Below are 23755 nucleotides of genomic sequence, written 5' to 3'. Positions count from 1 at the left end.
CGCCGGCCGTGACGTGGTCTTCGCGTTTCCGCCCCCCCCCCGGACCCCCCACCCCCGCGGGTGGGGGGGCCCGCGGCGACGGGCGGGGACACCGCGCGCCGTGGCCTTCCGCGCATTACTCAGCGGCCGTCCCGGAGTGCGGTATACGTCCGTACATGGACTACTACGACCTCGGTGTCCACGGCCGACCCGTGACCACCTCGTCGCCCGAGGCCCAGCGGTGGTTCGACCGCGGGCTGGTGTGGACGTACGCCTTCCACCACGAGGAGGCCGTCGCGTGCTTCGAGAGGGCGGTGGCGGCCGACCCGGACTGCGCGATGGCCCACTGGGGCATCGCCTACGCCCTCGGCCCCAACTACAACAAGCCCTGGGAGGCATTCGACGCCGAGGAGCTGACCCGCACCGTCGACCGCGCCCACGCCGCCGTCGAACTCGCCCACGCCAAGGCGGGCCGGGCCACCCCCGTGGAACGCGCCCTCATCGGCGCCCTGCGCGCCCGCTATCCGCGGGAGCGCGCCGTCGAGGACTGCTCGGTCTGGAACGTGCCGTACGCCGACAGCATGCGCGCCGTCCACGACCTCGCCCCGGACGACCTCGACGTGGCCACCCTCTATGCCGACGCGCTGATGATGCTGACGCCCTGGCAACTGTGGGACCTGCGCACGGGGCTGCCCGCCGAGGGGGCCCGCACCCTGGCCGCGAAGGAGGTCCTCGACCGGGCCCTGGCCGCCGACGGGGGACTCGAACATCCCGGTGTCGTGCACCTCTACATCCACCTGATGGAGATGTCACCGACCCCCGAGGCGGCGCTCTCCGTCGCCGACCGGCTGCGCGGCCTGGTCCCCGACGCGGGGCACCTTCTGCACATGCCGTCCCACCTCGAAGTGCTCTGCGGCGACTACCGGCGCGTGGTGTCGGACAACAGCGCCGCCATCGCGGCCGACGAGAGGTACCGCGCGCGGGCCGGGGCGATGAACTTCTACACCCTCTACCGGACGCACAACTACCACTTCAGGATCTACGGCGCGATGTTCCTGGGCCGGTACGACATCGCCCTCGACACCGCCGCCCGACTGGAGGCATCCGTTCCCGAGGCGCTGCTGCGCGTGCAGAGCCCGCCCATGGCCGACTGGCTGGAGGGCTTCCTGGCCATGCGGGTGCACGTCCTGATCCGCTTCGGCCGCTGGGCCGACATCCTCGCCCTGCCGATGCCCGCCGATCCGGGCCTGTACTGCGTGACCACCGCGATGCTGCACTACGCCCGCGGCGTCGCCCTCTCGGCCACCGGCCGGGTCGCCGAGGCGGAGGCCGAACGCGTCCTGTTCCGCGACGCGGTCGCCCGGGTGCCGGACTCCCGCATGCTGTTCAACAACACCTGCGCCGACATCCTCGCCATCGCCTCCGCCATGCTCGACGGCGAACTGGAGTACCGCAGGGGCGACCACGCCGCCGCCTTCGCCGCCCTGGAACGCTCGATCGGCCTGGACGACAACCTCCCCTACGACGAGCCGTGGGGCTGGATGCAGCCCACCCGGCACGCCTACGGCGCCCTGCTCCTGGAGCAGGGCCGGGTCGCCGAGGCCGAGGCGGTCTACCGGGCCGACCTGGGGCTCGACGACACCCTGCCCCGCGCCCTCCAGCACCCCGGCAACGTCTGGGCGCTGCACGGCCTCCACGAGTGCCTGGTGCGGCTGGACCGGGCGGGGGAGGCGCGGATCGTGGCGCAGCAGCTGAAGCTCGCCGCCGCCCTCGCGGACGTACCGGTCGAGGCGTCCTGCTTCTGCCGCCTCGACACCGCGCAGGCCCCCGGTGGGGCGGGCGGCTGCTGCGCCACGGACCCTAAAACTACAGAACTGTAGAAAGTGGTCTTCTATACGATGGCCTCCGCACGGAGCGCACAGCGGCGGAAGGAGGCGGCCCGTGACGGATCACCGGCGGTCGCGGCGGCGGGGTCAGGGCGAGCTGGAGGCCCTGGTGCTGACGGCGCTGCGCGAGGCGGAGGGGCCCGCGACGGCCGGCTGGGTGCAGGAGCGCCTGGGCGGCGACCTCGCGTACACCACGGTGATCACGATCCTGACCCGGCTCCTGGAGAAGGGCGCCGTCAGCCGCGAGCGGGCGGGCCGGTCCTTCGCCTGGACACCCGCGGACCAGGCCGGTCTGGCCGCGCGCAGGATGCGCAAGGTCCTGGACGCCGAGAGCGACCGGGAGGCGGTACTGGCCAGCTTCGTCACCGGCCTCGACCCGGACGACGAGCGGCTGCTGCGCGACCTGCTCGGGCACGCGCACGGCGCGGAGGACGGCTGACACCGCCATGGGGGTCTTCGTCTTCCTGCCGCTGGTCCTGCCGCTGACGGCGTGGCCCGTCGCCCGGCTGGCCGAGCAGCGTCTGCACCCGCGCACCGCGACCAGGCTGCTCACCGCCGTCGCCGCTGTCATGGCGCTGTGCAGCACCGTGTGCCTCGCGCTGGTGATGGTGGTCGGCACCGCGCAACTGCCCGGCAACCCGCTGCCCGACGGCTGGTCGGACCCCGAGGTGCGGGCGGCGGTGCCCTACGACGAGGTCGTCGGCAAGGCGGCGATCCCCGCGTTGTGCGCCGTGCTCATGGTCTCGGTCCGGGCGCTGTGGCGGCACGCCCGGGTGCGCCGCCGGGCCCACCGCGCCCTCGCCGGACTGCGGGGCACCGGCGTGGCCGTCCTGCCGGACGACGTGCCCTACGCGTACGCGCTGCCCGGCGGAGGCCGGGACCGGGTCGTGGTCACCACCGCGCTGCTCGACTGCCTCGAACCGGCCGAGCGGCGCGCGCTGTTCGCCCACGAGCGGGCCCACCTCGCCGCCCGCCACCACCGCTTCCTGCTGGCCGTCCGGCTCGCCGCGCTGGCCAACCCGTTCCTGCGCCCCCTGCGCACCGCCGTCTCCTACACGGCCGAACGCTGGGCCGACGAGGAGGCCGCGAAGGTGGTCGGCGACCGCCGCGCCGTGGCGACCGCGATCGGCAAGGCGGCCCTCGTCTCCCGGGGGACCCCGGTCGCGACCCTGGCCGGCCTCGCGGCGCCCGGCCCCGTGCCGCGCCGGGTGGCGGCCCTGCTGGGTCCCGCGCCCGCCGTACGCACCTGGCCCTCGCTGTTCACCTCGGTGGGACTGGCCGCGTGGGCCGCGGCCGCCGGAACGGCCGTGTCGGCGATGTCGTCGGCGAACTCCGCCGTCACCATGTTCCTCATCCTGCGGGCCGCCACCCCGCTCTGAGCCTCCGTCATGTTGACGGCATTCTCCGGGAAAAGTCCCTGGTCACAGAGGTGCCCGAGAAACTTCCCCACACGATCGGGTGATCGGCCAATCCGGAACCCGCCCGGCTCCGGATTCCCCGTGTGAGGGAAGAACCGAGACCACACCGACAGCGGACCGCCCGCCTGCGCTCCCTGCCTGCGATACGCAGGGCGGCTCGGCCCCCACGCGGATAGGAACCGCCCACCGGGCGGACAGCTCACCGAGCGGACCACCGCTCCACCTCGACGCGCACCACGCTCCACATCACTACAGCTCCACATCACTACATCAGCGCTGCCTCAGTGCTGCCGATTTGCAGGGAGATATCCATGAACGCCCGTATCCGTCGTTCCGCCGTCGCCGTCGTCGCGGCCGCCGTCCTGCCCCTGTCGCTGGCCGCCTGTTCCGACGACGGCGACAGCGGCTCCTCGGACTCCGCGCAGGCCGAGTCCTCGGCCCCCGCGGCCACCGACGACAAGTCCGAGGACACTTCGGGCGGCATGTCCGGCGCCGACGAGCCGTTCGGCCCGGCCTGCTCCACCGTGCCGAAGGAGGGCGCCGGTTCGTTCGACGGCATGGCGAAGGACCCGGTCGCCACCGCCGCCTCGAACAACCCGGCCCTGTCCACCCTGGTGACGGCGGTGAAGAAGGCAGGTCTGGTCGACACCCTCAACAACGCCGAGAACATCACGGTGTTCGCGCCCACCAACGACGCCTTCGCCAAGATTCCGAAGGCCGACCTGGACAAGGTCCTCAACGACAAGGCGATGCTCACCGACATCCTGACCTACCACGTCGTGGGCCAGAAGCTCGCCCCCAAGGACCTGGAGAACGGCTCCTTCGACACCCTGCAGAAGTCCAAGCTCACCACCTCCGGCTCGGACGAGGCCTACAAGGTCAACGACTCCGCCAACGTGGTGTGCGGCAACGTGAAGACCGCCAACGCCAACGTCTACATCATCGACAGTGTCCTGATGCCCAAGAGCTGACGCGGTCGGGCGCGTCGGCACCGGGGGCGGGTGAGGCAGCCGCCCGCCCCCGGCGGCGCGAGGACCCTGTGGTAGCTTGCGGAAGCCAGTCGAACCCACCTGGTGGGTCAGGGAATCCGGTGCGAATCCGGAGCTGACGCGCAGCGGTGAGGGTGACGGGCGGGACACGGGCCACTGGGCGGCTGAGGCCGCCCGGGAAGGCGTCCCGCCCGGTCGATCCCGAGTCCGAAGACCTGCTGGCACCCGCGCCGCGTACGGCGCGGGACGCACCGCACGACCGGGCTTCGCGTACGAGCCCTCGACGCCAGAGGATCTTCCTTGCCCGCCTCCTCGCGCGCAGCGCGCCCCGTCGGCCGCCGACGCCTTCCCGCCTCCCGCCTTCCCGCCTCCCGCCGTGCCGTCCGCGGCCTGGTGCCGCTCCTGGCCGGCGTCCTGCTGGCCGCCGGCTGCGGTTCCGGGACGGACACCGGCGACTCGGCCGCGCCGGACCAGGCGGCGGGCTACCCGCGTACCGTCCGTGACTGCGGCCGCGAGGTCGAGGTCGCCGCACCTCCGCAGCGAGCGGTCTCCCTCAACCAGGGCACCACCGAGATCCTGCTCTCCCTCGGCCTGGCCGACCGCATGGCGGGCACCGCCACGTGGACCGACCCGGTCATGAAGGGGCTGGAGAAGGCGAACGCGGACGTGCCCCGGCTCGCCGACGACATGCCGTCCTTCGAGACGGTCCTGGACGCCGAGCCCGACTTCGTCGCCGCCTCCTTCGCCTCCACCCTCGGCACCGGGGGAGTGGCCACCCCCCAGCAGTTCGGCGAACTCGGCGTGCCGGCCTACCTCTCCCCGTCCGACTGCGTCGGCAAGGACAACAGCGGCGACGGCGACGGTGTCCGCAGCGAGCCCTTCACCATGGATACCGTCTACCGCGAGGTCCGCGACCTGGCCCGGCTGTTCGACGTCGAGGAACGCGGCGAGAAGCTGATCGACGACCTGAAGTCCCGGGTGGAGAAGGCGACGTCCGGCGTCGACGCCTCCGACGCCACCCTCATGTACTGGTTCGCCAACTCCACGTCGCCCTACATGGGCGGCTGCTGCGGCGCCCCCGGCGTCATGACCCGCGCCGTCGGGGCGAAGAACGCCATGGACGACACCCACGACGAATGGCCGCAGGTCGGCTGGGAGACCGTCGCCGACCGCGACCCCGACGTCCTCGTCCTCGGCGACCTCACCCGCAAGTCGCAGACGGCCGAGACCGCCGCGAAGAAGATCGAGTTCCTGGAGTCCGACCCCGTCACCCGGAACATGACCGCCGTCCGCGAGAAGCGGTACGTCCTGCTCAGCGGGCAGGCCATGAACCCCACCATCCGCACCGTCGAGGGCGTCGAACAGGTGGCGGCCGCGCTGCGCGAGTACGGCCTCACCAAGTGACGTCCGCGAGCCGGGCGACGTCCGAGGACCGGGCTACTTCCAAGGACCGAGCCGCGTCCGGGGAGCGGCCGGTCTCGGGCATACGCACGGCCGGCCGCCGTGCCCACCCCCTGTGGGCGCTGACCGGAGTCGTCGCCCTGTGCGCCTCCGTGGCCGTCGCCGTCACCATCGGGCCGGCGGACATCGGCGTGGCCGACGTGTGGTCCGTGATCGTCGCCCACCTCGGCGCGGGCCCCGCCGCGGACGTCACCCCCATCCGTGACGGCATCGTCTGGGACCTGCGGCTGCCCCGGACGCTGCTCGCCGCGGTGTGCGGCGCCGGACTCGCCGTGTGCGGCGCCGTCCTCCAGTCCCTGCTGCGCAACCCGCTCGCCGACCCCTTCGTGCTCGGCGTCTCCTCCGGTGCCTCGACCGGCGCCGTCCTCGTCGTCGTACTCGGCGTGGGCGGCGGGGCGCTGTCCGTCCCCGGCGGGGCGTTCCTCGGCGCGGTGTGCTCCTTCGGGCTGGTCATGCTGCTCAGCCACAGCCTCGGTGGCACCCCTGACCGCGTGGTCCTCGCGGGCGTGGCGGCGATGCAGCTGTTCTCCTCGCTCACCTCCTTCGTGGTGATGACCGCGGCCGACGCCGAGACCACCCGGGGGGTGCTCTTCTGGCTGCTCGGCTCGCTCGGCGGGGCCGGCTGGAGGGACGTGTGGACCGGTACGGCGGTCCTGGTGCTGGTCCTCGCCGTGTGCCTCGGCCACGGCAGGACGCTGGACGCCTTCGCCTTCGGCCAGGACGCCGCGGCCACCCTCGGCGTCCACGTCGCCCGCACCCGGCTGGTACTGCTGTGCGCCACCGCCCTGCTCACCGCCGCCCTGGTCGCCTCGGCCGGTGCCATCGGCTTCGTCGGGCTGGTGCTGCCGCACGCCGTGCGGGCACTCACCGGTCCCGGGCACGCCCGCCTCCTGCCGGTCTGTGCCCTCGCCGGGGCCGTGTTCCTGGTGTGGGTCGACACTCTGGCCCGTACCGTCCTCGCCCCCAAGGAGGTCCCGGTGGGCGTGGTGACCGCGCTGATCGGCGTACCCGCCTTCGTCCTCGTCCTGTACCGCACCCGGAGGGCACGGTGACGCTGAGCGCAGAGCGTGTCTCCCGCGCCGCCGGCGGGCGGCTGATCCTGGACGGCGTCGAACTCAGCCCCCGGCCCGGCGTCATGACCGGCCTGCTCGGCCCCAACGGGTCGGGCAAGTCCACCCTGTTGCGGCTGCTGGCCGGCGTGCTCGCCCCCACCTCCGGCGTCGTCACCCTGGACGGCCGCCCGCTGGACCGGATGGGCCGCCGCGACGTCGCCCGGCGCGTGGCCGTCGTCGAACAGCAGGCGGACACGCTGGTGGACGTGTCGGTCCGCGACGTCGTCCGGCTCGGCCGGATCCCGCACCGCCGCGCCTGGGCACCGGCGTCGGCGGCCGACGAGGAGGTGGTCGCGGACGCCCTCGCGCGCACCGGCCTCACCGGTCAGGCCGACCGGCTCTGGCACACCCTCTCCGGCGGCGAACGCCAACGCGTCCAGATCGCCCGCGCCCTGGCCCAGCAGCCACGCGAACTCCTGCTGGACGAACCCACCAACCACCTCGACATCCAGCACCAGCTGGACGTCCTGGCCCTCGTCGTCGCCCTGCCCGTCACCAGCGTCGTCGCCCTGCACGACCTCAACCTCGCCGCGATGTACTGCGACCACCTCGTCGTGCTGTCCGAGGGGCGCGTCGTGGCGCACGGCGAACCGGCGGAGGTCCTGACCGCCGCCCTGGTCGCGGAGGTCTACGGCGTCCACGCCGAGGTCACCCGCACCGGCCCCGACGACCGCCCGCACGTCCGCTTCCTGGGCACGCTGAGGGGGTAGCGGCCGCTCCGCCGGAACGCGTGCGGACTTATGCGGTTCAAGACTCCTGCGGTTCGAACCCATACCGCCAAGTGGTCGGCACCGCCGTCACCGCCCCCGCCACGTGGCCGCCCGGCGCTTCGCGGCGCAGACACCCCGCGGGAAGGGACACCCCGCGGGAAGGGCTGACGCTCAGCGTCCCGCCGCCGGAGACGGCCCCGGAGCGTCGTCCGGGTCGAGCTGGGTGAGCAGTTCGGTGACCGCCGTCGTCGCCCTGCGGTGCCAGTGGGTGCGACGGCGGAGCATCGCGTGGTCGCCGTCCGGCACGAGGAGGAGGTCGGCCCGGGCGCCGGCCGTCCGGGCGCGGGAGACGTAGGCGGCGGACTCGGCCGGGTCGGTGATCCGGTCGCGGCTGCCGTGCATGACGAACACCCGCCGGTCCCGCAGCTGGGCGACCGGCTCGCCGGGCGGCACCCACGGGGCGAGGGCCACCACACCCCGTACCTGGGCGGCCTCCGCGGCGCGCAGGGCGGCCCGGCCGCCCATGGAGTGACCCAGCAGGACCACCGGCACGTCACCGACGAGGCGGTGCAGCTCGGCGAGCGCGCGCCGCGTGTCCCGCAGCGGATCCTCCGCCGCGCCGTTCCAGCCGCGGGAGCGGTAGCGCACCTGGCCGAGCAGCACGTCGTCGCGGTCGGTGGCCGCGTCCAGCGACCGCAGGAACGGGTGCATCCGCAACGCCGCGAGCTGCCACGGCCGTGTGGCCCGCCGGCTGTCCGCGCGGCCACCGTGCAGGACCAGCACCGCCGCTCCCGTCCGCCGCGGCCTGCGCCGCACCCACAGCGCCCCTGCCGACGGTTCGTCCCGCACGCTCATCCGGTCCCTTCCCCTGCCCTCGCCGGTCATCGGTGATCCGTTGCCGCACGGCCCGCGGATGGGTGGACCGTCAGCACAGGTCGGCCCAGACAGTGTGCCCTCCCGGCGCGGGCCGGTCCCCCCAGCGGGCGCTGAGGGCGTCGACCAGGAAGAGCCCCCGCCCGTCCTCGCCCCAGTCGAAGGCCGGGTGCCGCCAGCGTGCCCGTACCCGCCCGACGTCGAAGGCCTCGCCCGAGTCCGTGACCTCCACCCGCACCGTGCACCCGCCGTGCGCCCCGCGCCGCAGGGCCAGGGCGATCCGCACCGGCGGCCGGCCGTGCCGCTCGGCGTTGGCCAGCAGCTCCGCGACGACCAGCTCGGCGTCCGCGGCGAGCGCGCCCGTGCCCCAGGACGTGAGCCGGTCCCGGACCTCGCGGCGTACGGCGTGCACCGCGTACGCGGGCCCCTGGGCCACCGGCTCGTAGGTGTCGTTCATGGTCCCTCGGAACTCTTTCTCCCATTTCCCGCGCTTACCTCCCCACTCTTGATTCGTTGCCGCGCGCCCTCCGGATGGCTCACCCGGCAACCGCCCGCAACCTCGCCCAATCCGCACCGGACCCGGCTCCGGATTACCCACGCCAGCGTTGATCACCGTGGGGTGGAGGAGTAGCGAAATGCCGCGAGCGTCAGGGGAGACCACACGCCGCACCGCCGTCATAGGCAGCGGAGTGGCCGGTCTGACCGCCGCGTACGTACTGGGCCGCGCGCACCACGTCACGCTCTACGAGGCCGACGACCGCCTCGGCGGCCACGCCCACACCCACGAACTGGCCGCCGCCGACGGCCGGGTCCACCGGGTCGACTCCGGGTTCATCGTGCACAACCGCCGCACCTACCCGAACCTGCTGCGCCTCTTCGACGAACTGGACGTCGCCACGCAGGAGTCGGAGATGAGCATGTCGGTGCGGTGCGAGGGCTGTGGACTGGAGTACGCCGGGGCCCGCGGCCCCGCCGGTCTCCTCGCCCGCCCGCGCAACGTCCTCAGCGGCCCCTACCTGCGGATGCTGGCCCAGGTGCCCCGCTTCCACCGCGCCGCCCACCGGCTGCTCGCCGCCGACTCCGACCAGGAGCCGACCCTCGGCGAGTTCCTCGACCGCGAGGGCTTCTCGCCGTACTTCCGCGCCCACTTCATGACGCCCGTGGTCTCCGCCGTGTGGTCCTGCGACGCGGTCACCGCCCTGCGCTACCCGGCCGCCTACCTGTTCCGCTTCCTGCACCACCACGGCATGCTCGCGGTCGGCGGCTCACCGGTGTGGCGCACGGTCACCGGCGGCTCCCGCTCCTACGTCGACCGGATCGCCGAGCGCCTGCCCGACGTACGCACCGCCACCCCGGTCCGCTCGGTGACCCGGCACGCGGACGGCGTGGACGTGACCGCCGCCGACGGCACCACCGACACCTACGACCACCTCGTCGTCGCCGTCCACCCCGACCAGGCCCTGGAGCTGCTGGCCGACCCGACGCCGGAGGAGAAGGACGTACTCGGCGCGTTCCGCTACTCCCGCAACGCCACCCTCCTGCACACCGACACCACCCTGCTGCCGCGTGCCCGGGGAGCCCGTTCCTCCTGGAACTACCTCATGCCGTCCTGCGACGCCGGCGCCGACCGGGTCCGCGTCAGCTACGACATGAACCGCCTCCAGCGCCTCGACGCGAGCGACACCTACGTCGTCACCCTCGGCGGCGAGGACCGCGTCGCCCCGGACCGGGTGCTGGCCCGCATGACCTACGAACACCCCGTCTACACACCCGAGTCGGTCGCCGCCCAGCGCCGGCTGCCCGGCCTGCGCACCCCGGTCACCGCCTACGCGGGCGCCTACCACGGCTGGGGCTTCCACGAGGACGGCTGCCGCTCCGGGGTGGAGGCCGCCGCAGCCCTCGGGGTGACCTGGTGACCCGCACCCCCACGGCCCGTCCCGGCCTGTACCCCTGCGAGACCGTCCACGTACGCACCGACCCCACCCGCTACACCCTGCGCCACCGCACCTACATGTGGCTCGTCGACCTCGACCACATCCCCCGACTGCCCCGCCCGCTGCGCCCCCTCGCCGGCTTCCGCGCCCGCGACCACTTCACCGGCGACGCCCCCTCCCTGCGGGCCGGCCTCGACCGCTTCCTCGCCGACCGCGGCGTCGACCTGGCGGGCGGCCGGGTCCTCATGCTCGCGCACGCCCGCGTCCTCGGCCACGTCTTCAACCCACTGACCCTCTACTGGTGTCACGGACCCGACGGCACCCCGCGCTGCGTCGTCGCCGAGGTGCACAACACCTACGGCGAACGCCACGCCTACCTGCTCCACCCCGACGAGGCGGGTCTCGCCCACGCCGACAAGGACTTCTACGTCTCGCCGTTCTTCCCCGTCGACGGCGCCTACCGGATGCGGCTGCCACTGCCTGGGGACCGCCTCGACCTGACCGTACGACTGGACCGGCCCGGCAGCCGCCCGTTCACCGCGACCGTCCGGGGCACCCGGCGGGAGGCGACCCCCACCGCCCTCCTGCGGCTCGCCCTGCGGCACCCGCTGTCGACGCTCGCGGTGTCCGCCGGCATCCGCAGGCACGGCATCCGTCTCTACCTGCGCGGCCTCCCCGTCCAGCCGCGCCCGGACAACCGCACCACGGAGAAAGCGACATGACCGCGACCCACCACCGTCCCACCCCGCCCCGCGTCCCCTCGGTCCGCAGCACCCCGGTCGACCCGCACCGCTGGCCCGACGTCGCCGCCCCGCCCCGGGCCTCCCGGGCACGCCGCGCCGTCGCCGCGGCCGTCGTCCGCCGGGCCCTGGAACGGCTGCCGCTGCGGGTGAGGTTCGCCGACGGCGACACCGTCGGCCTGGGCGGACCGCTGGTGGAGGTCCACGACCCCGACGCCTTCCACGGCCGGATCGGCGCCCAGGGCCTCATCGGCTTCGGCGAGTCCTACATGGCCGGCGAGTGGGACGCCCCCGACCTGGTCGGCGCCCTCGGCGTGCTCGCCGCCAACGCCGCCCACCTGGTACCCGCCCCGCTCCAGCGGCTGCGCCGGCTGTGGCACCAACGGCAGCCCGCCGCCCTGCGCAACACACCCGAGGGCGCCCGGTCCAACATCAGCAGCCACTACGACCTGTCCAACGACCTGTTCGCCCTCTTCCTGGACGAGACCCTCAGCTACTCCTCGGCCGTCTTCCTCGGCTTCCCCGCCCGCCGCGAGTCGCTCGCCACCGCACAACAGCGCAAGATCGACCGGCTGCTGGACCTCGCCGAGGTCGGCGACGGCACCCGGCTCCTGGAGATCGGCACCGGCTGGGGCGAACTCGCCCTGCGCGCCGCCGCGCGCGGCGCGCACGTCACCTCACTCACCCTCTCCCGCGAACAGCGCGACCGCGCCCTGGAACGCGCCCGCGAGGCCGGACTCTCCGACCGCGTCCGGGTCGAACTGCGCGACTACCGCGAGGAGAAGGGCACCTACGACGCCGTCGTCAGCGTCGAGATGATAGAGGCCGTCGGCGCCGAGTTCTGGCCGGTCTACTTCCGTGCCCTCGACGACCGCCTCGCCCCGGGCGGGCGGGCCGCACTCCAGGCCATCACCCTGCCGCACGACCGCATGACGGCCTCCCGCTCCACCCACACCTGGATCCAGAAGTACGTCTTCCCCGGCGGGCTGATCCCCTCCACCGAGGCGATCGAGACGACGGTCCGCGACCACACCGGGCTGCGCGTCGCCCGCCGCGACGGATTCGGCGCGCACTACGCCGAGACACTGCGGCTGTGGCGGGAACGGTTCACCGAACGCGCCGACGAGGCGGACGCCCTCGGCTTCGACGAGACCTTCCGGCGCCTGTGGACCTTCTACCTCGCCTACTCCGAGGCCGGCTTCCGCGCCGCCTACCTCGACGTCCAGCAGTACCTGCTCACCAAGGAGGCCACCGCCCGATGACCCCCGCCCGCACCGCCCGGACCGGCGCCGCCCACCGGCTCGCCGCGCTCGTCGAGGACGCGCTCGGCGGTCCGCTCCCCGTCCGGCTGCGCGCCTGGGACGGCACGGAGACCGGCCCCGCCGACGGCCCCGTGGTCGTCGTCCGCTCCCGGCGCGCCCTGCGCCGCCTGCTCTGGCAGCCCGGCGAACTCGGCCTGGCCCAGGCCTACGTCACCGGCGAACTCGACGTGGACGGCGACCTGGCCGACGGCCTGCGCCGGATGTGGGCGGCCGCCCGCGAACGCCGCCTGCACCCGCCCCGCCCGGGCCTCGCCGACCGGGCCCGCGCCGCCGCGACCGCCGTCCGCCTCGGCGCCGTGGGACCCCGCCCGCCGGTGCCCGCCTCCCAGGCCCGGCTGCGCGGCGGCCTGCACACCAAGTCCCGCGACCGCGCCGCGATCAGCCACCACTACGACCTCTCCAACGACTTCTACCGCCTCCTCCTCGACGACACCATGGCCTACTCGTGCGGGCTGTGGCCGGACGAGCACACCGACGCCGACGCGGCCGGCGCCCAGCGGGCCAAGCTGGAACTGATCTGCCGCAAGCTGGGCCTCACCGAGGGCGCCCGTCTGCTCGACATCGGCTGCGGCTGGGGCTCGCTCACCCTGCACGCGGCCGAACGGCACAAGGCACGGGTCACCGCGGTCACCCTGGCGGGGGAGCAGGCCGCGTACGTGCGCGAACAGGTGCGCGAGCGCGGCCTGGAGGACCGGGTGGAGGTCGTCTGCCAGGACTACCGCGACATCACCGGCGGCGACTACGACGCCGTCTCCAGCGTCGAGATGGGCGAACACGTCGGAGACGCCGAGTACCCGGCGTTCGCCGCCGCCCTGCACCGGCTGGTGCGGCCCGAGGGCCGCGTCCTGGTGCAGCAGATGTCGCGCGGGCGAGGCGCCCCCGGCGGCGGAGCCTTCATCGAGGCCTACATCGCCCCCGACATGCACATGCGGCCACTGGGCGAGACCGTCCAGCTCCTGGAGGACGCGGGACTCGAAGTGCGCCACACCGAGTCCCTGCGCGAGCACTACGTCCGCACCGTCGCCGCGTGGGAGCGCACCCTGGAGAAGCGCTGGGACGACTTCACCGCCCTCGTCGGCGAGGAGACCGCGCGGGTGTGGCGGCTGTACCTGGTGGGCGGCGCGCTCGCCTTCGAGCAGCGGCGGATGGGCGTCGACCAGATCCTGAGCGTGCGGCCGACCGCCGAGGGCGTCAGCGGGATGCCCGCCACCTCGGGGGAGTGGTACGAGCGGCTGGACGCCTCGTGAGCGGCCTCCCGTGGGGCGCGTTCGCCGCCGGCCTCGGCTGGGCGGCGGCCGCCGCGCTCGCCGTCATGCTGGCCACCTTCGCGGTCGCCGTGCGCAAGGGGGCGCACCGGGTCGTGGACGTGGCGTGGGGCCTGGGCTTCGCCGCCGTCGCGGCCGTGACCTGCGCGACGGCGGCAGCGGCCGGGGAGGGCGACCCGGTCCGCCAGGTCCTGGTGGCCGCCCTGACCGCCGTCTGGGGGCTGCGGCTGGCCGTGCACATCGGCCGGCGCGGCCGGGGCCACGGCGAGGACCCGCGCTACGACGCCATGCTCGCCAAGGCGCCCGGCAACCGGAACCTCTACGCCCTGCGCATGGTCTACCTGCTCCAGGGCGCCCTCGTCTGGCTGGTGTCACTGCCCGTCCAGGCGGCCTCCTACGGTTCCCACCCGGTCACGGCCCTGGCCTGGACCGGCGCGGCCGTCTGGGCCGTCGGACTCGTCTTCGAGGCCGTCGGGGACGCCCAACTGGCCCGCTTCAAGGCGGACCCGGCCCACAGGGGCCGCATCATGGACCGCGGCCTGTGGAGCTGGACCCGGCACCCCAACTACTTCGGGGACTTCCTCGTCTGGTGGGGCCTGTTCCTGATCGCCTGCGACGCGGGCCCCGCGGCGGCCGCGGTCTCGGCGATCTCCCCGCTGGTCATGACGTACCTGCTGATCGGCGGCAGCGGGAAGCGGCTGCTGGAACGGCACATGGCCGACCGCCCGGGGTGGTCCGAGTACGCGGCACGCACCAGCGGCTTCTTCCCGCGCCCGCCGCGCCGACGGGCGTAGGGCGGAGGTGGTCGTGCGGGTGAGGGCTCGCGCGCGGGCCCTCACCCCCTTCAGGCCGGCATGCTCATCAGGGCGACCGGGTCGGAGGTCGGCTGCGGCGACCCGCCCGCCGGTTCCACGGTGATGCCGACGCCGCCCGCACCGTCGACGGCGCCCTCCATCAGCACCGCCTGACTGGACCGGCCGGGATCCATCAGGCCCGCCGACCGCATCGTCCCTTGGTCGTCGAACCAGAGCTGGTAGACCTTGCCCCGCGGCGGCTCGGCCATGCCCGAGGCCAGGAACACGGCCCGGTTCTGGTCCCCGGAGACCACGACCGTCCCGGTGGCACCGTCGGCCAGGCGCGCGGTACGCGACTCGGCGTCCGGCGCGGCCAGCACTCCGGCCAGTGTCTCGGCCCGCTGCTCGGCCTGCGCCGCACGCTCCCCGGCGTCCTGCGCCCGCTCGTACTGCCACACCGCCGTGCCACCCAGCCCCGCCGCGGCGGCCAGGCAGGCGGCCAGCGCCCAACGGCCCAGACCACGCCCCCGGGGCACGACGCGGCGTGCCTTCTCGACCGTGCCGCCACCCGGCGGGACCTGGCGCACGGTCGCGACCCGGTGCAGGACCCGGTCCCTCATCGCGGGGCCCGGCACGAGTGTCGCGGCCAGCCCCAGCCGGGCCGTGGCGGCGGCGAACTCCGTGGTCTCCCGCTCGCAGGTGGCGCACTGCTCCAGGTGCCGTTCGAAGGCGGTCCGCTCGTCGTCGGGCAGCGCGTGCAGGGCGTAGGCGCCCGTCAGGCTGTGCAGGTCCTCGGTGCGCATCACGCACTCACCCCCAGGCAGTCGCGGAGTCGGATGAGGCCGTCGCGGAGCCGCGTCTTGACCGTGCCCAGCGGCAGCGCGAGCGCCTCGGCCACCTGCCGGTAGGTCAGGCCGCGGTAGTAGGCCAGGGTGACGGACTGGCGCTGGATCTCGGTCAGGGTGCGCAGACAGCGCCGCACCTGCTCCCGTTCCAGCCGGGCCTCCACCTGTTCCGTCACCTCGTCGAACTCGGGTGTGCGGTCGAGCAGGGCGGCCTTGTGGTCGCGGGCCGCGGCCGCCTCCACCGACCGCACCCGGTCCACCGCCCGCCGGTGGGCCAGGGTCAGGATCCAGTTCACCACCGTGCCCCGCTCGGGCCGGTAGCGCGGCGCCGTGCGCCACACCTCGACCAGCACCTCCTGCGCGACCTCCTCGGACTGCGCCTGGTCGCGCAGCACCGCCCGGGCGACCCCGAGCACGGATCCCGCCATCGCGTCGTACACCGCGGCGAAGGAGTCCTGATCACCGAGGGCCACCTCGCGGATCAGCTGTTGCAGGTCGGGCTGTGACGATGGATTTCTGCCGATGTGCACGGCTTCCTTCACGACGGTCTCTCCAAAAGAACGCGACAGGCGGGCATGTCCCCGCGTAATCCGGGGCCGGACGGCCCGCGGATTGGTCGCCGGACCGCCGAAGGACGCGGTGACCTCGCCCGACGCCCACTCTCCCACGGGGTACACTGACCGCGTTCGCGTTCGATCGGCTCCACGGAGCGGAAGGAAAGGGAGGTGAGGTTGATGACCGTGCTCGACGCCGCCCTTCGCGGCGCCCGGATCTCCCTCGCGTCCCGAGCGGCGGCCTGACCCCGCATCCCACGAACGCAGACACCAGAAACGGATCCCCGTCCCGTCATGCCTCACACCTGGCACACCCGCGCCGAGACCGGCGCCGACATCCCCGCCATCCGCGACCTCGTCCGCGCCGCCTTCCCCACCCCGGAGGAGGCCGCCCTGGTCGACGCGCTGCGCGCCGACCCCGGGGCCTGGATCGAGGGCCTGTCCGTGGTCGCGGTCGACGAAGCCGACCGCCCCGTGGGCCACGCCCTGCTGACCCGCTGCCACATCGGAGAGCGCCCGGCGCTCTGCCTGGCACCCGTCGCGGTACGGCCCGAGGCGCAGCGGACCGGTGCCGGCGCGGCGGCCGTGCGTGCCGCGCTCGCGGCGGCCGCCCGGCTCGGCGAGCACCATGTCGTCGTTCTCGGGCACCCGGAGTACTACCCCCGGTTCGGCTTCACCCGGGCCTCGGCCCACGGCATCGGCCTGAGCATCGACGTCCCGGACGAGGCCCTCATGGCCCTCACCCTGGACGCCGCCCACCCGCTGCCCGCCGGCACCGTCCGGTACGCGGCGCCCTTCGGCATCTGATCCGCGGCCGCTCCCCGCATGCGGGGTGCGGGCGGGACGCCCTCCCGCCCGCACCCCGCATTTTCCTCGGTCCAAACCCTTGACCCCGTGCCCGGGCTCCTTCACATTACTGGTTAATGCGCATTAGGTAATGCGCATTAACCGCGACCGAGGGGAGCAGTGGTGGCGAAGGAAGCCACAGGGCGGGCGAAGCCGGGGCGGGCCCCCGCGCCGCCCGGCCGACGGGGCCGGCCGAGGCAGGCGGAGGTCGCCCGGCTCGCGGGTGTGTCGCAGGCGACGGTGTCCCTGGTGCTCTCCGGACGCGACATCGCCACCGGCCGCCCGATCTCGGCGGAGACCCGCGGGAAGGTCCTGGACGCCGCCCGCAGCCTCGGCTACGTCCCCGACCCCGCCGCCAGCCGCCTCGCCGCCGCCCGCAACAACCTGCTCGGCGTCTTCAGCTTCACCGCGACCTTCCCGACCGACGTGCGGCACTCGTACTACCCCTTCCTCGTCGGCGTCGAGCAGGAGGCAGCGGCGCAGGGCTACGACCTGGTGCTGTTCACCGGCTCCAGCAGCGGGGGAGCGGGCGCGTCCGGGTCCGGCGCGCTCAACCGGGTGCGGCTGGCGGACGGTTGCCTCTTCCTGGGCCGCCACGCCCCCGCGGACGAACTGCGCCGGCTGGTGGCCGACGACTTCCCGGTCGTGCACGTCGGCCGGCCCGACGAGGCGGAGGGGCTGGCCTGGGTCGGCGCCGACTACGTCAGCGCGAGCCGCGAGGTCGTCACCACCCTCGCCGGGCTCGGCCACCGGCGGGTCATGCTGGTCCGCGAGGACGACGAGGCCCCCGCCTCCACCGACCGCGAACGCGGCTTCCTCGACGGGCTGACGGCGAGCGGACTGCCCGCCGGCCCCGACGCCGTGTTCCGCTCCGGCGACCTGCGCCGCGACCTCACCGCCGACCGCGTCCGCGCCTGGCTGGCCGAGGGCGTGACCGCGTTCGTCGCCGAGGAGACCGACACCGGAACCGCCTGGCGGGCGCTGCGCACGGCCGTCGACGCGGCCGGCCTGGACTGCCCCGGCGAGGTGTCGCTGGCACTGCTCGGCAGCCCGCCCGCCGACCTCGCCGACGAACCGGCCCCCATGGGCTTCGACATCCCCCGCCCCACGCTGGGCGCCGAGGCGGTGCGGCTGCTCGCCGCCCGCGTCGCGGGCGAACCCGCCAGGGGCACGCTCGTCGCCTGCGCCTTCCGGCCGGGCACCACCGCCGGCCCGCCGGCCGGCCCCTGAACCCCCGTCACCCCACCCCCCCCGTACGAACCGCACCATCAGAGGAGCAGCGTGATACCGGAACCCGACATCCTCGTCGTCGGCGGTGGCCTCGGCGGCGTCGCCGCGGCCCTCGCCGCCTGCCGGGCCGGCCGCAGTGTCGTCCTGACCGAGGAGACGGACTGGATCGGCGGCCAGCTCACCAGCCAGGCCGTCCCGCCCGACGAACACCCGTGGGTCGAGCAGTTCGGCACCACCGCCACCTACCGGCGACTGCGCGAGGGCATCCGCCAGTACTACCGCCAGTGGTACCCCCTGCGCGCCGAGGCCCTGGCGCTCACCGACCTCAACCCGGGCGCCGGGCGGGTCAGCAAGCTGTGCCACGAGCCGAAGGTCGCCCTCGCCGTCCTGGAGGGCATGCTCGCCCCGCACCGGGCGGCCGGACGCCTCACCGTCCTCACCGGGCACCGCCCCGTGGCAGCCGAGTCGGACAACGATGTCGTGCGCGCCGTCACCCTGGAGGACCAGCGCGACGGCACCCGCCGCACCGTCCCCGCCCGCTACGTCCTGGACGCCACCGAGACCGGCGAACTCCTCCACCTCGCGGGTGTCGAGCACGCCAACGGGGCGGAGTCCAGGGCCGAGTTCGACGAACCCCACGCCCCCGAGCACGCCCAGCCGGACAACCAGCAGGGCATCACCGTCTGCTTCGCCCTCTCCCACCACGAGGGCGAGGACCACACCGTCGACCGGCCCGCCGACTACGACTTCTGGCGCGCCTACCGCCCCGACTTCTGGCCCGGCCCGCTGCTCGGCTTCGAGGCACCCGACCCGCGCACCCTGGAACCGGTGGCGCGCACCTTCGCACCCAACCCCGACCTCGACCCGCTGGCCGTCAGCGCCGACCAGAGCGCCGACGCCGGCGACAAGGAGCTGTGGGGCTTCCGCCGCATCCTCGCCCGCAAGCTGCACACCGAGGGCGCCTTCGACTCCGACATCACCCTCGTCAACTGGCCCCTCAACGACTACTGGCTGAAGCCCTTCATCGGCCAGGAGGCCGAAGCACTGCGCGAGGCACGGCAGTTGTCCCTCTCTGTGCTCTACTGGCTCCAGACCGAGGCGCCCCGCCCCGACGGCGGCACCGGATTCCCCGGGCTGCGTCCGCGACCCGACGTGACCGGCACCCCCGACGGCCTCGCCAAGGCCGCCTACGTCCGCGAGTCCCGCCGTATCAAGGCGGTCACCACCGTCACCGAGCACGACGTCGCCATCGACCTGGTCGGCCCCTACGGCGGCACCCGCCACCGGGACTCCGTGGGCGTCGGCAACTACCGCATCGATCTGCACCCCTCCACCGGCGGTGACAACTACGTCGACATCGGCTCCGTGCCCTTCGAGATCCCGCTCGGGGCGCTGGTGCCGCGCCGGGTGCGCAACCTGCTGCCGGCCGGAAAGAACCTCGGCACCACGCACATCACCAACGGCTGCTACCGGCTGCACCCGGTGGAGTGGAACATCGGCGAGGCCGCCGGAGCCCTCGCCGCCCACTGCCTCACCGAGAACGTCGAACCGCACCAGGTGCAGGCCGAGGACAAGAGGTACGACGAGTTCGCCAGGGTCCTCGACCGCGGCGGTGTGCAGCGTCACTGGCCCGACGTCAGGGGCTACTGAACGACCCCGCGCGCGGCGGGAGTTCGGGCGGGGCAGCTCCACCTGCCCCGCCCGGTGACCGCCCGCGTGCGGACCGACCCAGCACAAGGAGGTGCCCGGACATGACCACCCACCGCATCCGCGTCGGCATCGACGTGGGCGGAACCTTCACCGACGCCGTGGCGGTCGACGCCACGACGCTCCGGCTCGTGGGCCAGGTGAAGGTCCCCACGAGCCACCATCACGAGGACGGCGTCGCCCACGGCATCGTCGAAGCGCTCGACCGGCTGCTGACGCAGACCGGACACGCACCCGCCGACGTCGCCTTCCTGGCACACGGCACGACCCAGGCTACCAACGCCCTGCTGGAGGGCGACGTCGCCACCGTCGGCCTGCTCGGCATCGGCACCGGCGGCGGGACGTACTTCACCCGCCGCCTGGCCTCGCTCGCCAAGCTCGAACTCACCCCCGGCAAGCGGCTGCCGCTGCACTACGCGCATGTGCCCGACCCCGACGACGCCACCGCCGTACGGACCGCCGTCGAGCGGCTCACGGCGGCCGGCGCGGAGGCGCTGGTGGCCAGCGAACCGTTCGGTGTCGACCGGCCCGAGGGCGAGACGGCGGTCGCCGAGGCGGCCCGCGCGACCGGCCTGCCGACCACCGCGGCCCACGAGATCACCTCCCTCTACGGGCTGCGCAAGCGCACCCGCACCGCCGTGGTCAACGCGGCGATCCTGCCGCGCATGCTGGCCACCGCCGACCTCGTCGACGCCTCCATCACCAAGGCGGGCGTCACCGCGCCGCTGATGGTGATGCGCTGCGACGGGGGAGTGATGTCCCTCGACGAGATGCGGCGCAGGCCCCTGCTGACCGTGCTGTCGGGTCCCGCGGCGGGGGTGGCCGGGGCGCTGATGCAGGAGCGCGTCAGCGAGGGCGTGTTCCTGGAGACGGGCGGTACCTCCACCGACATCAGCGTCGTCAAGCGCGGCAAGGTCGCGGTCCGCCACGCCACCGTCCTCGGCCGCACCTCGTACCTCAACGCCCTCGACGTGCGCACGGTCGGCGTCGGCGGCGGCTCCATGGTGCGCGTCTCGGGCGGCCGCGTCACCGGCACCGGTCCGCGCAGTGCGCACATCGCGGGTCTGCCGTACGCCTGCTTCGCCGACCCGGCCGACCTGCGGGACGCGACGCTCACCACGATCAGCCCGCTGCCCGGCGACCCCGCCGACTACGCGGTACTCGACGCCGCGGGCGGCCGGTTCGCGCTCACCATGACCTGCGCCGCCAACGCGCTCGGCCGGGTCCCCGAGGGCGACTTCGCGCACGCCGACCCCGGCACCGCCCGTGCCGCGCTGGCCCCGCTCGCCGCCGCCCTCGGCACCGACGTGCCCACCGCCGCCGCCCGGCTCCTGGACGCCGGCACCGACCAGGTGAAGGCCGTCGTGGACGACCTGGTCCGCGAGTACCGCCTCGACACCGACACCGCCGTCCTGGTCGGGGGAGGCGGCGGCGCGGCCTCCGTCACCCCGCACCTGGCCGACCGCACCGGCATCACCGGCCGCATCGCCCGGAACAACGAGGTCATCAGCCCCATCGGCGTCGCCCTCGCCCTCGTCCGCGAACAGGTCGAACGGATCGTGCCCGGCGCGACCCAGGAGCAGATCCTCGCCGTCCGCGCCGAGGCCGAACGCGCCGTGGTGGAACAGGGCGCCGCCGCCGACGGCGTCGAGGTCGAGGTCACCGTCGACCCGCAGACCAACGTCGTACGCGCCATCGCCACCGGCGCGACCGAACTGCGCACCCAGGACCGGGCCCACCGCGCCGACGACGACGAGCGGCTGCGCCTGGCCGCCACCAGCCTCAGGACCGAGCCGTCCGAGGTGGACGTGCTCGCGGGCACCCCCGCGCACACCGTCTACGGCACCGAGGTGCACCGTCGCTTCCGCCCCGTCCGCCACCCGGTGCGGGTCGTGGACGCCGACGGCGTCGTACGCCACCACGCGGCCGACGCCCGGGTCGAGGCGACCACCGTCGCGAGCGCCCCCGAGGTGCTCGCCAAACTGGTGACCGAGGCCACCTCCTACGGCGACGGAGGGGTCCGCGCCCCCGCCGTGCGCCTGCTGGTGGGCTCCCGCATCGCCGACCTCTCCGGCGTCCTCGACCCGGCGCCGCTGCTCGCCCTCGCCCGCAGCGAGCTGCGCTCCCGCGCCGCCGACGAACCTGTCGTCGCCGTCCTGGAGGTGCGGGCATGACCGTCCAGGACACCCCCGCGACGGCGGACCCCGCCGCCACCGACGACATCGGGTGGGCGGTACGGCTGCTGGCGGCCACCCCCACCCACGAGCACCGCGACCCGGAGCTGCTGCGCCACTGGGCCCGCACCGCCGACGCGTTCGGCTCCGCGCTCGCGCCCGTGCCGTGCGCGGCGAGAGTCGTGGAGAGCGACGGCGGCCTCGCACACGGCCTGCTGGCCCGCTACACCTCCAGACCGCCCACGGTCGAGCTGTACACCGACACCATCGCGCTCGCCGAACGCGTCGTCGACGCCCGCGGCTGGCGCGCCTGGTACCCGGCGGGCTCCGTACGGGCCGCCGCCCTCGCCCACGAGGCGGTGCACGCCCACCTCCACCACGGCCCCGCCCGCGCCGCCCTGAAGCACGCCCTCGGCCACCACGCCCTGCGCCTGGGCCGCCTGCGCGTGTCCGGCCACGTCGCCGGCGCCGAGGAGGTGGCCGCGCACGCCTACGCCCGCACCGTCTGCGGACTCGGCCGCAGCCCCCTGCTGCTGACCGCCGCCCTGGCCGCCGAGGCCGGGACCGGAAACCTCCCCTCACCCGCACGTGACGCAAGAAGAGAGAACTGACCCATGGGTGTCGTCATCCTCCTCGTCATGGCGGCCGGCGTCGCCGCGATGCTCACCCGCAAGCTCCCCACCGCCTTCGCCCTGGTCCTGCTGGCCGTGGTCATCGCCTTCCTCTCCGGCGCCCCCCTGACCGGTGAGAACAGCGTCCTGGACACGGTCCTCCAGGAGGGCGCACCGGCGCTCGCGGCCACCATGGTCGCCATCATCCTCGGCTCCTGGCTGGGCAAGCTCCTCGACGAGACCGGCATCGCGGGCACCCTCGTCCGCAAGATCGTGGAGTTCGGCGGCGACCGGCCCACCATTGTGGCCCTCGGCGTCCTCGCCGTCTCCGCGCTCGTCGGCACGGTCACCGGTTCGGCGCCCGCGGCGATGCTGGCCGGCATCATCGGTATCCCCGCCATGGTCGCCGTCGGCGTGCCGAAGGTGACGGCGGCGGGGACCGTGCTGATGGGCATCGCGGTCGGGGTGCCCTTCGAACTGCCCGTCTGGCAGTTCTTCTCCACCGCGCTGGACCTGCCGGTCGACACGGTGCGCGGCTTCATGGTGAAGCTGTTCCCGTTCGCGCTGGTCGCCGCCGTCGCCTACGTGGTGATCGAGAACCGGCGGCGCGGCACCGAGCACGCCTGGTCCCTCAAGTCGGTGGCCGCCCGCCCGCCGTCGCGCCGCGAACGCCTCGGCGACGCGCCCTGGTACGCGCTGCTCGCCCCCGCCGTTCCGCTGGTGCTGGCCCTCGGCCTGGAAGTGGCCATCATCCCCTCCCTGCTGGCGGGCGTGGTCTACGCGCTGGTCACCACCACCCGGCCCGGCGAGATGAACAAGCGGCTGCTGCGCACCCTGTACGGCGGCTTCGAGGTGGCGGCGCCCCCGCTCGCCCTGTTCGTCGCGATCGGCATCCTGCTCGCCGCCGTCAAACTCCCCGGCGCCGTCGAGGCGCTGGAGCCGCTGGTGAAGGCGGTCAGCCCGCAGAACCCGGTGCTGTTCGTCCTCGTCTTCACCCTGCTGGTGCCGCTCTGCCTGTACCGCGGCCCGCTGAACGTCTTCGGTCTCGGCGCGGGCATCGCGGGCGTCCTCATCGCCACCGGCATCTACCCGGCCGTCGCCGTCCTCGGCATGGCCACCTCGTACAACCAGGTCTTCGGCGTCGCCGACCCGACCAGCACGCAGACGGTGTGGGCCGCCCAGTACGCGGGTGTCAGCCCGCAGCAGGTCATGGTCCGCACCCTGCCCTACGTGTGGCTGGTCGCCCTTGGCGGCATGTGCGTCACCGCCGCCCTGTACCTCTGACCCCTCCCTCCCCCCCAGGAG

At 74.3% G+C, this 23755-nt stretch carries 22 protein-coding genes and 1 riboswitch; of the genes, 18 read left to right on the top strand and 4 right to left on the bottom strand.

The window, feature by feature from the left end; all coding sequences use genetic code 11:
- Positions 1–155: 155 nt before the first annotated feature.
- The 7 genes from ACFW01_RS28915 to ACFW01_RS28885 all read left to right on the top strand — a co-directional run bounded on the left by ACFW01_RS28915 (position 156) and on the right by ACFW01_RS28885 (position 7555).
- Positions 156–1859 (top strand): hypothetical protein, encoded by a 1704-nt coding sequence (locus ACFW01_RS28915; RefSeq protein WP_384508360.1) that lies wholly within the window; start codon positions 156–158, stop codon positions 1857–1859.
- Between the two features lie 61 nt (positions 1860–1920).
- Entirely contained in the window at positions 1921–2304 is a 384-nt protein-coding gene (locus ACFW01_RS28910) for a BlaI/MecI/CopY family transcriptional regulator (protein WP_161327483.1), read from the top strand.
- A gap of 7 nt (positions 2305–2311) precedes the next feature.
- Positions 2312–3244, top strand: a complete 933-nt coding sequence (locus tag ACFW01_RS28905; protein WP_384508356.1) for a M56 family metallopeptidase — start codon at positions 2312–2314, stop codon at positions 3242–3244.
- Between the two features lie 350 nt (positions 3245–3594).
- Positions 3595–4254, top strand: a complete 660-nt coding sequence (locus ACFW01_RS28900) for a fasciclin domain-containing protein (RefSeq protein WP_384508352.1) — start codon at positions 3595–3597, stop codon at positions 4252–4254.
- Positions 4255–4323: 69 nt separating this feature from the next.
- A riboswitch (cobalamin riboswitch) is annotated at positions 4324–4510 on the top strand.
- 62 nt (positions 4511–4572) lie between these two features.
- Positions 4573–5676 (top strand): ABC transporter substrate-binding protein, encoded by a 1104-nt coding sequence (locus ACFW01_RS28895; protein WP_234956076.1) that lies wholly within the window; start codon positions 4573–4575, stop codon positions 5674–5676.
- Positions 5677–5756: 80 nt separating this feature from the next.
- Positions 5757–6785: a FecCD family ABC transporter permease gene (locus tag ACFW01_RS28890; RefSeq protein WP_384508434.1), complete on the top strand. Its 1029-nt coding sequence runs from the start codon at positions 5757–5759 to the stop codon at positions 6783–6785.
- Positions 6782–7555: an ABC transporter ATP-binding protein gene (locus tag ACFW01_RS28885; protein WP_234956078.1), complete on the top strand. Its 774-nt coding sequence runs from the start codon at positions 6782–6784 to the stop codon at positions 7553–7555. The genes ACFW01_RS28890 and ACFW01_RS28885 overlap by 4 nt, the downstream gene beginning before the upstream one ends.
- Before the next feature lie 171 nt (positions 7556–7726).
- On the opposite strand, the gene ACFW01_RS28880 is transcribed toward ACFW01_RS28885, so the two are convergent.
- Both ACFW01_RS28880 and ACFW01_RS28875 read right to left on the bottom strand, forming a co-directional pair.
- On the bottom strand, positions 7727–8410 hold the full coding sequence (locus ACFW01_RS28880; protein WP_384508347.1) for an alpha/beta hydrolase: 684 nt from the start codon (positions 8408–8410) through the stop codon (positions 7727–7729).
- 70 nt (positions 8411–8480) lie between these two features.
- Positions 8481–8885 (bottom strand): ATP-binding protein, encoded by a 405-nt coding sequence (locus ACFW01_RS28875; RefSeq protein WP_384508344.1) that lies wholly within the window; start codon positions 8883–8885, stop codon positions 8481–8483.
- 178 nt (positions 8886–9063) lie between these two features.
- Between ACFW01_RS28875 and ACFW01_RS28870 the strand changes: the two genes are divergently transcribed.
- Genes ACFW01_RS28870 through ACFW01_RS28850 form a run of 5 tightly spaced genes read left to right on the top strand, consistent with a single transcriptional unit; the run spans position 9064 to position 14483 of the window.
- Positions 9064–10344 carry an NAD(P)/FAD-dependent oxidoreductase gene (locus ACFW01_RS28870; protein WP_384508341.1) on the top strand — a complete coding sequence of 427 codons (1281 nt, stop codon included), beginning with the start codon at positions 9064–9066 and terminating at the stop codon, positions 10342–10344.
- The gene (locus tag ACFW01_RS28865) at positions 10338–11084 is read left to right on the top strand and encodes a DUF1365 domain-containing protein (RefSeq protein WP_384508431.1); all 747 of its coding nucleotides are present in this window, start codon (positions 10338–10340) and stop codon (positions 11082–11084) included. Before ACFW01_RS28870 ends, ACFW01_RS28865 begins: the two co-directional genes overlap by 7 nt.
- Positions 11081–12364, top strand: coding sequence for a class I SAM-dependent methyltransferase (locus tag ACFW01_RS28860; RefSeq protein WP_384508338.1), 1284 nt, complete (start codon positions 11081–11083; stop codon positions 12362–12364). The genes ACFW01_RS28865 and ACFW01_RS28860 overlap by 4 nt, the downstream gene beginning before the upstream one ends.
- Positions 12361–13671, top strand: a complete 1311-nt coding sequence (locus tag ACFW01_RS28855; protein WP_384508335.1) for a class I SAM-dependent methyltransferase — start codon at positions 12361–12363, stop codon at positions 13669–13671. Before ACFW01_RS28860 ends, ACFW01_RS28855 begins: the two co-directional genes overlap by 4 nt.
- The gene (locus ACFW01_RS28850; RefSeq protein ID WP_384508332.1) at positions 13668–14483 is read left to right on the top strand and encodes a DUF1295 domain-containing protein; all 816 of its coding nucleotides are present in this window, start codon (positions 13668–13670) and stop codon (positions 14481–14483) included. The genes ACFW01_RS28855 and ACFW01_RS28850 overlap by 4 nt, the downstream gene beginning before the upstream one ends.
- 50 nt (positions 14484–14533) lie before the next feature.
- Here the strand turns inward: ACFW01_RS28850 and ACFW01_RS28845 are convergent, their stop codons facing one another.
- Positions 14534–15286, bottom strand: coding sequence for an anti-sigma factor domain-containing protein (locus ACFW01_RS28845; protein WP_384508329.1), 753 nt, complete (start codon positions 15284–15286; stop codon positions 14534–14536).
- A complete protein-coding gene (locus ACFW01_RS28840; RefSeq protein ID WP_161330600.1) occupies positions 15286–15870 on the bottom strand; it encodes a sigma-70 family RNA polymerase sigma factor in 585 nt (194 codons plus the stop codon). Before ACFW01_RS28840 ends, ACFW01_RS28845 begins: the two co-directional genes overlap by 1 nt.
- A gap of 306 nt (positions 15871–16176) precedes the next feature.
- Here ACFW01_RS28840 and ACFW01_RS28835 point away from each other — a divergent pair, with 306 nt between their 5' ends.
- From ACFW01_RS28835 to ACFW01_RS28810, 6 genes are all read left to right on the top strand, one after another.
- Complete coding sequence (locus ACFW01_RS28835; RefSeq protein WP_384508325.1) at positions 16177–16689, top strand: GNAT family N-acetyltransferase; 513 nt, start codon at positions 16177–16179, stop codon at positions 16687–16689.
- Between the two features lie 159 nt (positions 16690–16848).
- Positions 16849–17958 (top strand): LacI family DNA-binding transcriptional regulator, encoded by a 1110-nt coding sequence (locus tag ACFW01_RS28830; RefSeq protein ID WP_384508322.1) that lies wholly within the window; start codon positions 16849–16851, stop codon positions 17956–17958.
- Positions 17959–18009: 51 nt separating this feature from the next.
- Entirely contained in the window at positions 18010–19608 is a 1599-nt protein-coding gene (locus ACFW01_RS28825) for an FAD-dependent oxidoreductase (protein ID WP_384508319.1), read from the top strand.
- Between the two features lie 101 nt (positions 19609–19709).
- Positions 19710–21839, top strand: coding sequence for a hydantoinase/oxoprolinase family protein (locus ACFW01_RS28820; protein WP_384508316.1), 2130 nt, complete (start codon positions 19710–19712; stop codon positions 21837–21839).
- On the top strand, positions 21836–22450 hold the full coding sequence (locus ACFW01_RS28815) for a hypothetical protein (protein WP_384508313.1): 615 nt from the start codon (positions 21836–21838) through the stop codon (positions 22448–22450). Before ACFW01_RS28820 ends, ACFW01_RS28815 begins: the two co-directional genes overlap by 4 nt.
- Positions 22451–22453: 3 nt before the next feature.
- Positions 22454–23734, top strand: a complete 1281-nt coding sequence (locus ACFW01_RS28810) for a transporter (protein WP_384508310.1) — start codon at positions 22454–22456, stop codon at positions 23732–23734.
- The last annotated feature ends 21 nt before the right edge of the window (positions 23735–23755 follow it).

The organism is Streptomyces sp. NPDC058985 (assembly GCF_042740985.1).
Lineage (GTDB): Bacteria > Actinomycetota > Actinomycetes > Streptomycetales > Streptomycetaceae > Streptomyces.
This window is presented reverse-complemented; position numbering and strand designations above follow the sequence as displayed.